General features: G+C 35.9%; 16 protein-coding genes. 14 read left to right on the forward strand and 2 right to left on the reverse strand.

Going from position 1 to position 16,109, the window contains the following annotated elements; translation table 11 throughout:
* Positions 1-55 precede the first annotated feature (55 nt).
* Complete coding sequence (locus GJV77_RS05705) at positions 56-1,039, forward strand: UDP-glucuronic acid decarboxylase family protein (RefSeq protein ID WP_155035416.1); 984 nt, start codon at positions 56-58, stop codon at positions 1,037-1,039.
* 146 nt (positions 1,040-1,185) lie between these two features.
* Positions 1,186-2,457: a phosphoribosylamine--glycine ligase gene (gene purD, locus GJV77_RS05710; protein ID WP_155035417.1), complete on the forward strand. Its 1,272-nt coding sequence runs from the start codon at positions 1,186-1,188 to the stop codon at positions 2,455-2,457.
* 7 nt (positions 2,458-2,464) lie between these two features.
* Here purD and GJV77_RS05715 read toward each other — a convergent pair whose 3' ends face one another.
* Positions 2,465-2,695 (reverse strand): DUF6341 family protein, encoded by a 231-nt coding sequence (locus GJV77_RS05715; protein ID WP_155035418.1) that lies wholly within the window; start codon positions 2,693-2,695, stop codon positions 2,465-2,467.
* A gap of 111 nt (positions 2,696-2,806) precedes the next feature.
* Here GJV77_RS05715 and GJV77_RS05720 point away from each other — a divergent pair, with 111 nt between their 5' ends.
* Positions 2,807-3,745 (forward strand): DUF6427 family protein, encoded by a 939-nt coding sequence (locus GJV77_RS05720; RefSeq protein WP_155035419.1) that lies wholly within the window; start codon positions 2,807-2,809, stop codon positions 3,743-3,745.
* Here GJV77_RS05720 and upp read toward each other — a convergent pair.
* Positions 3,740-4,393 (reverse strand): uracil phosphoribosyltransferase, encoded by a 654-nt coding sequence (upp, locus tag GJV77_RS05725; RefSeq protein ID WP_155035420.1) that lies wholly within the window; start codon positions 4,391-4,393, stop codon positions 3,740-3,742. The two genes, GJV77_RS05720 and upp, sit on opposite strands and share 6 nt — an antisense overlap.
* Before the next feature lie 59 nt (positions 4,394-4,452).
* Here upp and GJV77_RS05730 point away from each other — a divergent pair, with 59 nt between their 5' ends.
* The 11 genes from GJV77_RS05730 to argH all read left to right on the forward strand — a co-directional run bounded on the left by GJV77_RS05730 (position 4,453) and on the right by argH (position 15,935).
* The gene (locus GJV77_RS05730) at positions 4,453-5,058 is read left to right on the forward strand and encodes a DUF4254 domain-containing protein (protein WP_155035421.1); all 606 of its coding nucleotides are present in this window, start codon (positions 4,453-4,455) and stop codon (positions 5,056-5,058) included.
* Positions 5,059-5,145: 87 nt separating this feature from the next.
* Positions 5,146-6,192: a glycosyltransferase family 9 protein gene (locus tag GJV77_RS05735; RefSeq protein ID WP_162521572.1), complete on the forward strand. Its 1,047-nt coding sequence runs from the start codon at positions 5,146-5,148 to the stop codon at positions 6,190-6,192.
* A gap of 17 nt (positions 6,193-6,209) precedes the next feature.
* Positions 6,210-6,728 carry an adenine phosphoribosyltransferase gene (locus tag GJV77_RS05740; RefSeq protein ID WP_155035422.1) on the forward strand — a complete coding sequence of 173 codons (519 nt, stop codon included), beginning with the start codon at positions 6,210-6,212 and terminating at the stop codon, positions 6,726-6,728.
* Positions 6,729-7,694: 966 nt separating this feature from the next.
* Positions 7,695-8,375 carry a GNAT family N-acetyltransferase gene (locus tag GJV77_RS05745; protein ID WP_155035423.1) on the forward strand — a complete coding sequence of 227 codons (681 nt, stop codon included), beginning with the start codon at positions 7,695-7,697 and terminating at the stop codon, positions 8,373-8,375.
* A gap of 13 nt (positions 8,376-8,388) precedes the next feature.
* Entirely contained in the window at positions 8,389-9,588 is a 1,200-nt protein-coding gene (gene argG, locus GJV77_RS05750) for an argininosuccinate synthase (RefSeq protein WP_155035424.1), read from the forward strand.
* 1 nt (position 9,589) lies between these two features.
* Complete coding sequence (argC, locus tag GJV77_RS05755) at positions 9,590-10,561, forward strand: N-acetyl-gamma-glutamyl-phosphate reductase (RefSeq protein ID WP_155035425.1); 972 nt, start codon at positions 9,590-9,592, stop codon at positions 10,559-10,561.
* A gap of 12 nt (positions 10,562-10,573) precedes the next feature.
* Positions 10,574-11,713, forward strand: coding sequence for an aspartate aminotransferase family protein (locus GJV77_RS05760; protein ID WP_155035426.1), 1,140 nt, complete (start codon positions 10,574-10,576; stop codon positions 11,711-11,713).
* 13 nt (positions 11,714-11,726) lie between these two features.
* Positions 11,727-12,725, forward strand: a complete 999-nt coding sequence (locus GJV77_RS05765; protein ID WP_155035427.1) for a Rossmann-fold NAD(P)-binding domain-containing protein — start codon at positions 11,727-11,729, stop codon at positions 12,723-12,725.
* 3 nt (positions 12,726-12,728) lie between these two features.
* The gene (gene argB, locus GJV77_RS05770; protein ID WP_155035428.1) at positions 12,729-13,508 is read left to right on the forward strand and encodes an acetylglutamate kinase; all 780 of its coding nucleotides are present in this window, start codon (positions 12,729-12,731) and stop codon (positions 13,506-13,508) included.
* Between the two features lie 33 nt (positions 13,509-13,541).
* Positions 13,542-14,600 carry a M20 family metallo-hydrolase gene (locus tag GJV77_RS05775; protein WP_155035429.1) on the forward strand — a complete coding sequence of 353 codons (1,059 nt, stop codon included), beginning with the start codon at positions 13,542-13,544 and terminating at the stop codon, positions 14,598-14,600.
* Positions 14,601-14,603: 3 nt separating this feature from the next.
* Positions 14,604-15,935, forward strand: coding sequence for an argininosuccinate lyase (gene argH / locus GJV77_RS05780; RefSeq protein ID WP_155035430.1), 1,332 nt, complete (start codon positions 14,604-14,606; stop codon positions 15,933-15,935).
* The last annotated feature ends 174 nt before the right edge of the window (positions 15,936-16,109 follow it).

Raw genomic sequence — 16,109 nt, forward strand, 5'->3', positions numbered from 1 at the left:
ATTAAGTCAATTATGCTAAAAGATAATTAACTTAGCGTTTAAAATAAAGAGAGAAATGAAACGTATTCTAATTACAGGAGCAGCAGGTTTTTTAGGATCACATTTATGTGATCGATTTATATCAGAAGGATACCATGTTATCGGCATGGACAATCTAATTACAGGAGACCTTAAAAACATAGAGCACCTTTTTCACTTAGATCGCTTTGAGTTTTATCATCACGATGTTACCAAATTCGTACATATACCAGGGCAATTAGACTATATACTACATTTTGCTTCACCAGCAAGCCCTATTGATTACCTAAAAATTCCTATTCAAACCCTAAAAGTTGGATCATTAGGCACACATAATCTATTGGGTCTTGCCCGTGTTAAAAATGCGCGTATTTTGATTGCCTCAACTTCCGAGATTTATGGAGATCCATTGGTTCACCCACAAACAGAAGAATACTACGGAAATGTTAATACAATTGGCCCAAGAGGAGTTTATGATGAGGCTAAAAGATTCCAAGAGTCTATCACAATGGCATATCATACCTTCCATGGCGTTGAGACAAGAATTGTACGTATCTTCAATACGTATGGTCCACGCATGCGTCTAAATGATGGTCGCGTTATTCCTGCTTTTATTGGTCAAGCCCTACGAGGTGAAGATCTTACCGTATTTGGTGATGGTGGTCAAACACGTTCATTCTGTTATGTTGATGATCAAGTAGAAGGAATTTATAGATTATTGCTTTCAGACTATCACCTTCCAGTCAATATTGGAAATCCAGATGAAATCTCTATTCTTGATTTTGCTAAAGAAATTATAGCCTTAACTAAAACTGAACAAAAAGTAATTTACAAAGATTTGCCAATAAATGATCCTATGCAACGTTGTCCAGATATCACTAAGGCAAAAAATATTTTAGGATGGGAACCTAAAGTTGGTAGAGCTGAAGGAATGCAAAAAACATTTGAATATTTCAAAGCTTTTACTGATAATGATTTACTTAAAGAAGAGCACAAAGACTTCAGTAAATTTATTTATTAATCTGTATTCAATTCTTCATTTAATAAAGAAAGTTTAATAACGATATATAAGGCATTGGGTAACTAATGCCTTTTTTATTTGTATGCTCTTTTTATAGTTGTCAAAATAGGTTATTTTTGACCCTTAAATAACAAACAGCACAATTAATGAAAATTTTATTATTAGGTTCAGGTGGACGCGAACACGCGTTAGCCTGGAAAATGCTCCAAAGCAATAAATGTAAGGAGTTGTTTGTAGCTCCTGGAAATGCAGGAACAGCAAAAATAGCAACAAACTTATCACTTAATCCAAATGATTTTGAAGCAGTTAAATCTACCGTTTTAGAAAAGAATATCGATATGGTCGTTGTTGGCCCTGAAGATCCTTTAGTAAAAGGTATTGTTGACTTCTTTAAACAAGATAGTGATATCAAACATATTCCCGTAATTGGTCCTTCAATGAAAGGAGCTCAATTAGAGGGAAGTAAGGATTTTGCAAAAGAGTTCTTATTTAAACACAATATTCCTACAGCTGCGTATCAAAGCTTTACCAAAGATACTGTTGAAGCTGGAAAAGCATTTTTAGAGACATTAAAAGCTCCTTACGTACTAAAAGCTGATGGATTAGCTGCCGGTAAAGGTGTTGTGATCTTAGAAGATATTAATGAAGCTAAAGCTGAATTAGAAAATATGCTTGTAGACGCTAAGTTTGGAGACGCAAGCTCTAAAGTAGTTATCGAAGAATTCTTATCTGGTATTGAACTTAGTTGTTTCGTTTTGACAGACGGAAAATCATATAAACTATTACCTACTGCAAAAGATTACAAACGTATAGGAGAAGGAGATAAAGGTCTTAATACCGGAGGTATGGGGGCTGTATCACCTGTTCCTTTTGCAACAGAAGACTTCCTTAAAAAAGTAGAAGAGCGTGTTGTTATTCCTACGGTAAAAGGATTACAAGAAGACAATCTAGACTTTAAAGGTTTTGTATTTATTGGGCTTATTAAAGTAGGTGATGACCCCTATGTAATTGAATACAACGTTCGTATGGGAGATCCAGAGACTGAAGTAGTTATGCCAAGAGTAAAAACAGACTTAGTAGAGCTTTTTCAAGCTGTAGCTAACGAAACTTTAAACACAATGGATATTGAATTAGACGAACGCACTGCTACTACGGTAATGTTAGTATCGGGTGGTTATCCAGAAGACTACGAAAAAGGAAAAATAATCACTGGAATTGAAGATGTGAAAGATTCGATAGTGTTCCATGCAGGTACTGCACTTAAAGATGGTGAAATAGTGACAAATGGAGGTCGTGTATTAGCAGTTACTTCGTATGGAGATAGTTACAATCAAGCACTAAAAAAATCTTATCAAAACATAGATAAACTAAATTTTGATAAGATTTACTATCGTAAAGATATAGGTTTCGATCTTTAAGAAACTACTATTTTAAAAATGAGTGGGCTGTAGTGTCTTGGTTATCCTCATTATTTGCTTTGAATATTTGAAGTTGTTTTAACCAATATACAAGGAAATAACATGTAATAAGGATAAATACCCAAGTTAGAATATTTGCAGTCCACCAATTTTTAAGCTCTAATTTCGCGAAAAAATCCATCGGTAAGAAAAGAACTTTTTCGAAAAGGAATCCTATTCCGTTAAAAAATGAAGTCATAATACTTTATTTTTAAATTAAATAAATTATTTATTAATCCGTTTATATAAGTTACTGGAAAAAATAGTATTCAAATAACCTATACTAGGTACAAAAATATAAAATATATAAATGTTAGCAAGTATTTTTAGCAAAACAAAGCCGATTAATTATATCATTCTGACTCTATTAGTAGTGATATGCTATTCTTTGTTCCAATTAAGCAATGGAGAATCCGTGGATATTACATTCTACGAAGTGGCAAAAAGGTTTCTTTTTCTACTCTTATTCCTTTTAATGATGGTGCTTTCACAATTCATCGTCGCTAAGAATAGACTAGTCAATGACAACGCTTATGTTCCTCTATTATTTGTGTCTTTCATATTGTTTTTTCCGTCAACTTTTACGGAAGGAAGGATTATTATCTCAGCCTATTTCATCATGCTTGCGTTGAGACGTATTTTCTCCTTACACTCTAATACTCATTCAAAAGAAAAGATTTTTGATGCATCCTTATGGATACTCGTAGCCTCATTATTTCATTTTTGGAGTATTTTATACTTGATTCTTTTATTCTTTGCTATTATTTTCTTTGTTGCGAAAGATTATAAGAATTGGATTATACCGTTATTAGCCTTCTTTACAGTATTTATCGGTCTTACTATTTACTTATTAGTCAATGATATGACCTATCTAGAGTGGTTAACTAAGAAACTACAAGTGAGTTTAAATTTCATGTATTTCGAAAATACCTACCAAAACATTGCTCTCGCTGTCTTTTCTTCTATAGCCGTATTATTCTTTCTGTCAGAAGCAATTGACATTAAAAACAAAGCGTATAATATGCAAAGCACCTACAAGAAAATGATTTTGTGTTTCCTCATAGGTGTCGCAATTTTTGTTGTATCTCCAGAAAAAAGTAATGGAGTTCTTTTATTTACTTTCTTCCCTCTAGCAGTACTAGGCACTAAACACATCGAAGGCATTAAGCAAAAATGGAGAAAAGAGATTATACTAACGAGTATTTTCTTACTGGGATTATTCTTCTATGGAGCTCAACTATTTTTATAGTTTATGTCCATAAGCTAGATCTCCAGCATCTCCTAAACCAGGAACAATGTAATTGTGATCATCTAATTTATCATCTAGTGTCGCTACCCATAAGTGAATATGATCTGGTAACTGCTCTTCCAAAAGCTTCACACCTTCTGGGGCAGCAATTACTACAGCTATGTGCATTTCTTTCGGCGTTTCTTCTGTTAGCAATTTATTGATTACAGCTACTAGTGACTGACCGGTCGCTAACATAGGGTCAATCAAAATCATAATCTTGTCTTGAAACGAAGGAGCTGCTTGGTACTCTACCAATATTTCACTCGCTTCTCCGTGCTTTCCATGACGTCTATAAGCAGATACAAATCCGTTTTCTGCATTGTCAAAGAAATTCATGAAACCTGTGTGTAGTGCTAAACCCGCACGCAAAATAGAACATAAAACTACTGGGTCTTTAACACAAGTAGTTTCTTTCACACCCAAAGGTGTCTGTACAGATAAGTCTCGGTATTCTAAAGTTTTGCTTAACTCATAAGCCATAATTTCACCGATACGCTCAATGTTTTTGCGAAAACGCATACTATCCTTTTGGATATTTACATCGCGTAGTTGAGCTAAAAAGTGATTTAGAATACTGTTTTCTGCTGAAATATAATGAATTTTCATAGGAGTATAATTAGTACCATAAAAGTATAAAAACTATATTTGTAAATAAAATTATTATTATGTTTTCAGAATTAGCATTCCCTATATTCGAAGAGAGTATTCGTGACTATCATAAATTCGACAATGTAGATCAGCCAATTAACAATCCTTATCCAAAGGACGATATCAAACATTTATTATATCTTAAAAATTGGATTGACACAGTACAGTGGCACTTTGAGGATATTATCAGAGACCCTCAAATCGACCCAGCTTCTGCATTGACTTTAAAACGTCGCATCGATGCTTCTAACCAAGAAAGAACAGATATGGTAGAATATATTGATAGCTATTTCCTTCAAAAATATCAAGATGTAACGATAAAAGACGGAGCTAAAATCAACTCTGAAAGTCCTGCTTGGGCGATTGACCGTTACTCTATTTTAGCACTTAAGATCTATCACATGAATGAAGAGGCTACTAGAGCTGAGGCTACACAAGATCACAGAGATAAATGTCAAGCAAAACTTGATGTGCTATTAGAACAGAAGAAAGACTTATCTACTGCGATTGATGATCTTCTTAACGACATCGCTAGCGGGGAGAAGTACATGAAAGTTTATAAGCAAATGAAAATGTACAATGATGAGGAACTAAATCCTGTATTGTATCAAAATAAAAAATAATACATTTTGTATTCAATCATAAAGTCATAAAAGCGTGAATCAACTCTTCACGCTTTTTCTTTTTTGTTATTTAAATTGTGATTATTCGTGGCAGATTTAAAACATATAATAGTTTTTCGCCTATCGGCGATGGGTGATGTAGCAATGACTGTTCCTGTATTACGTGCACTGACAGAACAACATCATAATATTCGAGTTACTGTAGTCTCTCGACCATTATTCAAACCTTTTTTTAAAGACCTTGACCGCGTGGATTTCTTCTCTATAGACGTGAAGAAACGACATAAAGGATTTCAAGGCTTATTGAGGCTATTTACAGACCTTAGAAAGCTCAAAGTAGATTACTTTGCAGATTTTCACAACGTTTTGAGATCAAGAATCGTCGGAACACTTTTTAAACTTGCAGGAGTAAAAGTAGCAACGCTAGACAAAGGAAGAGCTGGTAGAAAAGCGCTCACTAAACTTGAAAATAAAGTTTTTGAACCACTGCCTACCATGTTTGAAAATCACTGTAAAACCTTGTCAAAGCTGGGATTTACTGTTAGCTTAGAAAACCCTAAATTTCCTGCTCAAGAAAAACTAGTTTCTGAATTACTCCCTTTTACAGGTGAAAAAAATACTAAGTGGATTGGTATTGCCCCTTTTGCTCAATATAGCTCTAAGGTATACCCTTTGGATTTAATGCAAAATGTTATCGATACACTAGCTGAAAGAGAGAAATCAACAATCCTGCTGTTTGGTGGTGGAGAGAAAGAAATTGCTTTGTTAAATCAGTTAAAGAGAGATAATTATAACGTAATTGTAATGGCTGGAAAAGTAAAGTTAGAGGCTGAACTTAATTTAATTCAGCACTTAGACTTAATGCTTTCCATGGATTCAGGTAATGCTCATATGGCAGCTATGTTAGGAGTAAAAGTTGTAACTTTATGGGGAGCAACTCATCCTTATGCAGGGTTCAGTCCATTCAATCAACCAATGTGTAACTGTATTACTGCCGATAGAGACCAATACCCACTATTACCTACTTCAATATTTGGAAACAAAGAAGTCGAAGGTTATGCTGATGTTATGAGAACTATCAAACCGGAAACCGTTTGCGAGAAAATTATCACTATTTTACAACAAGAAAATTAATATAAATTGACGATACAATGGAATTTAATATTAAAGAGTATATAAGAGATATCCAAGACTTCCCAAAGAAAGGGGTTGGATTTAAAGACATTACACCTTTACTAAACGATCACCAAGCTACGGTACAAACCGTTAAAGCTCTAAAAACTTTGCTAGGGGATCAAAAGATAGATCGAGTAGTTGGAATGGAGAGTAGAGGATTTTTCTTTGGAACATTATTAGCTGCAGAGTTAGGTGTAGGATTTATTCCTGTGCGCAAACCAGGTAAGCTCCCTTTTGATAAGATTTCGGAAGAATACGCACTTGAATATGGTACTGATATCTTAGAGATGCACGCTGATGCAATTAAACCAGGTGAACGCATCCTCATTCACGATGATGTACTTGCTACAGGGGGGACAGCTGAAGCTGTCTGTAAACTAGTAGAACGTTTAGGAGGAGAAATTGTACAGTTAAACTTTCTAATGGAATTATCCTTCCTACACGGCAGAGACAGGCTAAAAAACTATGAAGTAAAAAGTTTAGTAAGTTATTAAGCATAAACCTTTATTTTTCAAAATATTATAAATGAATCTCCGTTTGAGGTTCATTTTTTTTGTACTCTAGCATATCTTTCTATACATCATTACCTTGCCAGGAGATAAACGCTAATGTCTGTTTATTTAATGCCATAAAATAGGCTATTTTTGACACTAAATAACTAGTCTGATACAAAATGGGAAAACAATTTTCTTTGAAAACTAAATACCTTATTTTGACTCTTAGAAATTCCCAAAAAACAATATTTGTTGCCAAGCTATAGCTATACTTGCAGAATAGGTGCAGTTTACGAGCCCAGGATTACTTCCTTGGCAAGCAAAGTGCACGCATACTGCACGTATAGGTCAAGAGAGCATGGTAAAATAATGTCAGTAAGCAGATGATTAGTTGCAGTAACCTGAACAATTTCACAAAACAATGCTGACTAAAGCATTCGATAAGACGTATGAGTTTCTGTTTGAGATAATAAAGGGACAAGTTAGTATTTTTCTAAGGAAAAAAACGTAGAACTGCCTTTTAAAAACATACATATCAAGTAGTTATGTTTTATGAATAACAATTTGTCTTTTCACTAAATCATATTTATGATATTAAACAAAGATAACTATTAGATTCTTCAATTATTTAAAAAAAAACTTGTATAATCAAAAAATTATTACAAACCTTTGTACTTCCAACTAAAGGAAAATAAATACAATGCAGAAAACAATAACATATATCACTAAAAATATGTACAGCAACACACATCAGGTTGCTGAGGTTTTCTATGTGTTGAACTCGCGGACTCCCCGGTCGCGGGCTTAATTTTTTAAGCTAATTTTTAGATTAATGCTAAACTTGGCATTATATCTGTTTATATATAATCGATTTTTTTAACGTTATTCAATTAACCTAAGGCAACCTTGTATACAAGAATTACATCTGTGCTTTTGGCTATTTGATTTTAATTCTTTGTTTTTGAAATGAATTCAAATCAATTTATTGTGATACCTGCAAATGAAACACATGTAGGATACGCAGAACAAATTTGCGAAGAAATGGCTCAGTCAGCGAAAGCTAGAGGGACTGGTATAGCTAGACGTAAGCCAGAGTATGTTGCAAACAAAATGGTTGAAGGAAAAGCTGTTATAGCTTTACATATAGATGGACGATGGGCTGGGTTTTGTTATATAGAAACTTGGAGTCATGAGGATTACGTTGCCAATTCAGGCTTAATCGTCAATCCAGAATTCAGACAATTTGGGCTAGCAAAAACTATCAAAAAACGCATTTTTGAACTATCTAGAAAGAAATATCCTAGTGCGAAAATTTTTGGACTTACAACAGGATTTGCTGTTATGAAAATAAACTCTGAATTGGGTTATGAACCAGTACCTTACTCTGAACTTACACAAGATGAAAGCTTTTGGAAAGGCTGTGAAAGCTGTATCAACTTTCAAATCTTACAAAGTAAAGACAAGAAAAACTGTCTGTGTACAGCCATGTTGTGGAATCCTATCGTTAAAGAGAAAGAACTTCGCGCAAAAATTGACCAAAGAACAAAAGCTAAAGAGCGTTTAAAAAATATGCAGAAAAAAAATTCGCTTTTAAAACGCCTACAAATCCAAATCAAGAAAACAGTTAAAAAGACAACTTTATTTTAAAAAATTGACCAAAATGAATAATAAGAAAATAGTACTAGCATTTAGCGGAGGTTTAGACACTAGCTTCTGTGTAATATATTTAAAAGAAGAATTAGGATATGAGGTTCACTCTGTAGTTGTAAACACAGGAGGATTTGATGCTGAGGAAATAAAAATAATTGAAGAAAAAGCTTATGCTTTAGGTGTAGCATCGCACACGACTATAGACGAAACTGATGATTACTATAACGATAGCGTTAAGTACCTGATATTTGGTAACGTGTTAAAGAATGCCACTTACCCATTATCTGTTAGTGCAGAACGTGTATGTCAGGCAACTGCTATTGCAAACTATGCAAAGAAAATAGGAGCACAAGCAGTGGCTCATGGTAGTACTGGAGCTGGGAATGACCAAGTTCGTTTTGACATGATCTTCAATATCTTAGTGCCTAATGTAGAAATTATTACTCCTATTAGAGACTTGAAATTAAGTAGAGAAGAAGAGATTGCATTTTTACAAAAACACGGCGTAGAGATTAACGCTGAAAAAGCAAAATATTCGATTAACAAAGGGCTATGGGGAACTTCGGTAGGAGGAAAAGAGACTTTAACTTCTCATCAGTATTTACCTGAAGAAGCATGGCCTACGCCAATCACTAAATCAACTTCTGAGACAATTGAAATAACTTTTGAAAAGGGTGAACCAGTGGCGTTAAATGGTAAAAAATTAAAACCTACTGAGGTAATCCAGCAGCTTCAAGACATGGCTCAACCATTTGGAATTGGAAGAGATATCCATGTAGGTGATACAATCATTGGTATCAAGGGAAGAGTAGGATTTGAGGCAGCAGGACCAATTATCTTAGTGAAAGCACACCATACGTTGGAAAAACACACGTTAACTAAGTGGCAATTAAGCTGGAAAGAGCAGTTAGCTTCTTTCTATGGAAATTACCTTCACGAAGGTCAATTTCACGATCCAGTGATGAGAGATATGGAAGCATTCTTATCAAGTACACAACAAACAGTAAGCGGGAAGGTAATTGTAGAGTTGCATCCACATCGTTTTGTAGTGATTGGAATAGAGTCAGAACACGATCTAATGTCTAACAAGTTTGGTAGCTACGGAGAAATGAACAATGCTTGGACAGGGGAAGATGTAAAAGGATTCTCTAAGATATTTGGAAACCAAGTAATGATTTGGCACAAAGTAAATAACCAAGACCAAGAATAATATGCAAACAATTAAAGCAGGAATAGTAGGTGGAGCAGGTTACACTGGAGGAGAGTTGTTGAGACTTCTACTACCTCATCCAGCAGTAAAGATTGCTTTTGTACACTCGAACAGCAGTGCTGGTAAGCCTGTTTATGAAGTACATACAGATTTGTTTGGCGATACAGACCTACAGTTTAGTGCGACGTTAGACCAAGATATTGATGTGTTATTTTTGTGTATGGGTCATGGTGATTCTAAAGTGTTTTTGGCAGAACATGAGATAAACAGTGAGATTAAGATCATAGACTTAAGCCAAGATTTTCGTTTAAAAGAGACAGCAGGAAAGTTTGTTTATGGCTTGCCAGAACTAAATAGAGAGCAGATTAAGAAAGCACATTATATAGCCAATCCTGGTTGTTTTGCTACAGCACTACAGTTAGCATTATTGCCAATGGCAAGTATAGGACAGTTGGCAGATGCTATCTACATCAATGCCTTAACAGGATCTACTGGAGCGGGACAGAGTTTATCTACTACTTCTCACTTTAGTTGGAGAGCAAATAACATCTCGGTGTACAAAGCATTTACACACCAACACTTGAATGAGATAGGAGAGAGCTTAACGCAGCTACAACCTGGATATGCAAAGAACATTAAGTTTATACCAGAGCGTGGCGACTTTAGCAGAGGAATATTTGCAAGTGTAATGTTTGAATCGACTTTGACAGAAGAAGAGCTTTATGCATTATACACTAATTACTACGCTTCGCACCCTTTTACACATATAAGCAAAAAGGGGATAGACTTAAAACAAGTTGTGAATACTAATAAATGTCTTGTGTCTATCGTAAAAGACGGAAATGATGTGCTGGTAACAAGTGCAATAGACAACTTGCTTAAAGGGGCAAGTGGACAGGCAGTCCAAAATATGAACTTGCTATTCGGATTGGACGAAAAAATAGGTTTACAACTGAAAGCTTCAGCTTTCTAACAAAAGAGTATTATGATGAAATTATATGATGTTTACCCGCTTAACCCTATCGAAATCGTAAAGGGAATAGGGAGTAAGGTATACGACAACAACGGTCAAGAGTATTTGGATTTATATGGAGGTCACGCTGTAATCTCTATCGGTCATACTCATCCGCACTATGTGACGAGATTAAAAGACCAATTAGACAAAATCGGATTCTATTCTAATTCAATACAGATACCTCAACAAGAGCAATTAGCTACATTATTAGGAGAGGTAGCAGGGATAAATGATTACCAACTATTCTTGTGTAATTCTGGAGCAGAAGCAAATGAAAATGCTCTAAAACTTGCTTCTTTTTACAATGGTAAAAAGAAAGTAATCGCTTTTGACAAAGCTTTTCACGGAAGAACATCACTTGCAGTTTCTGCTACTGATAACCCAAAGATTGTTGCTCCAGTTAACCAAACAGATAATATTGTATTCTTACCTTTTAATGATGAAGAAGCATTAGAAAAAGCCTTTACTTCTTATGGAAATGAGGTAACAGCTGTAATTATTGAGGGAATACAAGGAGTAGGGGGAATACAAGTGGCCACTGATAGTTTCTTAGCAAAAATAAGAACACTGACTACACAGTATGGTGCAGTATTTATTGCAGATGAGGTACAGTGTGGATATGGACGTACAGGATCGTTCTATGCTGTAAACGACGGTGGAGTACAGGCAGATATATATACTATGGCTAAAGGAATGGGGAACGGATTTCCTATTGGAGCAATTGCTATTGGAGAGCAGTTTACACCTTGGCATGGACAGTTGGGAACTACTTTTGGTGGAAATCACCTAGCATGTGCAGCGGCATTGTCTGTCTTGGAAGTGATGAAACAAGATAACCTAATGGCTCATACGGCTCAGATAGGAAATTATCTAATCAACGAGTTAAAGAAATTAGACAAAATACAGGAAGTAAGAGGAAAGGGATTGATGATCGGTATAGACCTTGCTCCTGAGTTAAAGGATGTACGTAAAGACCTTTTAATAAAAGACCACATCTTCACGGGAACTGCAAGTCCTAACGTAATTCGGTTGTTGCCAGCATTAAATCTAAGTCAAGCAGATGCAGATTTATTCTTAGACAAATTCAGCAACAGATTACAACAATTTTAAATTCGATTAAACAATGAAACAATTTTTTTCCGTTAACGATATATCATCTCTATCTCAAGCAGTACAGAGTGCATTAACATCTAAAAAGAGTCCTTTTGTAGATGAGGCTCTTGGTAAACACAAAACAATCGGTTTAGTATTCTTAAATCCAAGTTTGCGTACAAGGATGAGTACTCAAAAAGCTGCTATGAACTTAGGGATGAATGTGATGGTGATGAATATGACATCAGACGGTTGGGCTTTAGAGACTAAAGACGGCGTAGTGATGGACGGAAATACAGCAGAGCATATAAAAGAGGCAGCTGCTGTGATGGGAGAGTATTGCGATATCTTAGGATTGCGTTCTTTTCCAGGATTAAAAGATGCAGAGGAGGATTATAGTGAAGAGCTGTTTAGCAAGTTTGCTAAATATTGTGGAAAGTCTGTAGTGAGTTTAGAGAGTGCTACAAGACACCCTTTGCAGAGCTTTACAGACTTGATTACAATCGTAGAACACTTTGACTATCAATACGACGATGCACAACAAAAGTTAGTACCTCAAGGTAAAAAACCAAAAGTAGTATTGACATGGGCACCACACGTTAAGGCATTGCCACAAGCAGTACCAAACTCTTTTGCAGAGTGGATGTGTAGAGCGCAAGAAGAAGGATTAGTTGACTTCGTAGTTACTCACCCAGAAGGGTATGCACTAAAAGAAGAATTTACTAATGGTGCAACAATTACAACTAATCAAGAGGAGGCTTTAGCAGATGCAGACTTTGTGTATGTAAAAAACTGGTCGAGCTATGAGAACTACGGACAGATTACTTGTACTGATAAGTCTTGGATGCTTACTTTGGATAAATTAGAAGTGACTAACGAGGCTAAAGTAATGCACTGTTTGCCTGTGAGACGTGATTTAGTAATCGCATCAGAAGTATTGGATAGTGAACACTCTATCGTGATACAAGAAGCAGGAAACAGAGTATGGGCAGCCCAGGCTGTATTAAAAGAAATGCTAAAAAACCAATAGATTATGCAAAGCCTTACAGTTATTAAAATAGGTGGTAATATCGTAGATGACGAGTTGTCTTTACAAGCTTTTTTAGATACTTACGCAAGAATAGAAGGACCTAAGGTCTTAGTACACGGTGGAGGTAAATTAGCTACTCGTATAGCTACTCAGTTGGGAATAGAGACTCAGATGGTCAATGGACGTCGTATTACTGACGAAGCGATGTTGCCAATAGCTGTAATGGTGTATGCTGGATTAATCAACAAACAGATTACAGCACAACTTCAGAAAAGAAGGTGTGATGCAATAGGAATCTCAGGAGCAGATGCTCAGCTAATACAAAGTCATAAACGACCTACGAAACCAATAGATTATGGATATGTAGGTGATTTTGAGGCAAGCGATGTAAATGTAGTTCGATTAAAACAATTAGTAGAGATAGGACTAAGCCCTGTGTTCTCTGCAATTACGGCGGATAAGGAAGGCCAATTACTAAACACAAATGCAGATACCATAGCGTCCAACGTTGCAGTAGCTCTGGCAACAGAATATAAAGTAGCCTTGATCTATTGCTTTGAACGCAAAGGTGTTTTGCAGGACATTAACAACGAGGACTCTGTGATTAGCACTATTAATCGAGAAAACTTTACACAACTAAAAGAACAGGGAGTGATAGCAGATGGTATGTTGCCAAAGATAGAGAATGCGTTGGCTGCTATCGACCAAGGTGTGAATAGAGTATGTATTAAGAAAGCAGAGGATTTATTAAATGAAAAAGAGGGTACAACTATTCAACTATAACAAAGATAAAACACAACACTATAGAACATAGATATGAAAGATATCCTAACGCAAGAGGCTATTGCTTTATTAGAAAGCTTAATTGCTTCCCCTTCATTTAGCAAAGAAGAACACCTTACATCAGATTTAATCGCTACTTATTTAGAGTCACAGGGAGTGGCTATACACCGCGAGCTATTCAATGTATGGGCTTTTAATAAACACTATGATCCAAGTAAGCCTACTATTCTGTTGAATTCGCATCACGATACTGTGAGACCGAATAAGGATTATACACGTGATCCTTTTACACCAGCGATTATAGATGGCAAGCTTTTTGGATTAGGAAGTAATGATGCAGGAGGATGTTTGGTATCGCTTATTGCTACATTTCTTTACTTCTACAACAAGGAGGGAATGAAGTATAACTTCTGTATTGCTGCAACAGCAGAGGAAGAGATCTCTGGGCACAATGGATTAGAATATGTAATTCCTAAGTTGGGAGAGTTAGAATTCGCTATTGTAGGTGAGCCTACACAAATGCACTTAGCTGTTGCAGAAAGAGGACTAATGGTTCTTGACTGTGTAGCTAAAGGACGTTCAGGGCACGCAGCGCGTAATGAAGGCGACAATGCGATATTTAAAGCAATCAAAGATATAGAGTGGTTTAATACGTATCAGTTTCCTAAGGTATCGGAAGAATTTGGACCTATTAAGATGAGTGTAACGATGATTAATGCAGGTACACAACACAATGTAGTTCCTTCAACTTGCGACTTTGTGGTAGATATACGTGTGACAGATGCGTACACTAACGAAGAGGTATTGGAGGTAGTAAAAGAGCACGTAGACTGTGAGGTTCATGCACGTTCTACTCGATTAAAACCTTCGTCTATTGCAAAAGATCACCCTATCGTACAGGCAGGGATAGCCTTAGGGAGAGAAACGTACGGATCGCCTACGACAAGTGATCAAGCACTGTTAAGTATTCCATCGCTTAAGTGTGGACCTGGCGACTCAGCTCGCTCACATACAGCAGACGAATTTGTCTATGTAGAGGAGATTAAAGAGGGGATAGCCTTGTATATAGAGATGTTAACGCAAATTGTGTAGCAAATGAAATTATGGCAAAAAAATACTACAGTAGATCAATCTGTTGATACCTTCACTGTAGGACAAGATAGAGTGTTGGATATGAACCTTGCGGCTTTTGACGTAATGGGATCGTTGGCACATACACAGATGTTAGAAAGTATAGGGTTATTGGAGTCGGAAGACTTAGTAGTTATACAGAAAGAATTAAAACAGATATACCAAGAGGTATTAGCAGGACAATTTACGATAGAAGATGACGTAGAGGATATTCATTCTCAAGTGGAGTTGTTATTGACCAGAAGAATTGGTGATGCCGGTAAAAAGATACATTCAGGGCGTTCGAGAAACGACCAAGTGTTAGTTGACCTAAAATTGTATTTCCGTCATGAGATAGAAGAAATAGTAGTCAAAACAAAGGAAGTATTTGAAACATTACAAGGCTTAAGCAACCAGTATAAAGATGTTTTATTACCTGGATATACGCATTTACAGATCGCAATGCCTTCGTCATTTGGCTTGTGGTTTGGGGCATATGCAGAGAGTTTGGTAGACGACTTAGAGATGATGTTAGCTGCGTGGAAAGTGACTAATAAGAATCCTTTAGGATCAGCAGCAGGTTATGGATCGTCATTCCCACTAAACAGACAGATGACTACAGACTTATTAGGCTTTCAGTCTATGAACCACAATGTAGTGTATGCACAGATGGGGAGAGGTAAGACAGAGCGTATCCTAGCACAAGGACTTAGCGCTATAGCGGCTACTTTAGCAAAGTTTGCAATGGATGGGTGTTTGTATATGAGTCAAAACATGGGCTTTATCAAGTTTCCTGATCATTTGACTACAGGTTCGAGTATTATGCCTCATAAAAAGAATCCAGACGTTTTAGAGCTGATTCGTTCAAGATGTAATAAGATACAAGCTTTGCCTAACGAAATAGCTTTAATGACTACTAATTTGCCTTCTGGGTACCATAGAGATCTTCAGTTATTGAAAGAAAACTTGTTCCCTGCTTTTACTTCTTTAAAAGAGTGTTTAGATATTCTGAAGTTGATGTTAGACAATATTGAGGTAAATAAAGATATATTAAACGATCCGAAATACGATTATTTGTTTAGTGTTGAGGTAGTGAATGACTACGTACTAAAAGGGATGCCTTTTAGAGAAGCATATAAAGAGATAGGACTGTCTATAGAGGCAGGTACTTATCAACCGTCAAAAGAGGTGAACCATACACACGAAGGTAGTGTAGGTAACCTAATGAATGATGCAATCAAAGCTGAGTTTGACCGTGTATATGCGTCGTTTGGCTTTGACCAAGTAAATGAGAAACTGGTAAATTTAGTGTTGTAATAATTGTAAAGAAGGTCTTCACTTTATTAAGGAGACCTTTTTTATGATAAAAACAACAATAAAATATTTTGATTATTCACAGAATATTTTATTTTTGTATAAAATATGATGAAAATCATTTTTTAATTCCTAACAATTAAATAGGAGTGACCAATTAAATTAAAAGTGAAGCTA

Origin of the sequence: Myroides pelagicus, from assembly GCF_009711055.1 — a bacterium.
Classification (GTDB): Bacteria; Bacteroidota; Bacteroidia; order Flavobacteriales; family Flavobacteriaceae; genus Flavobacterium; species Flavobacterium pelagicum.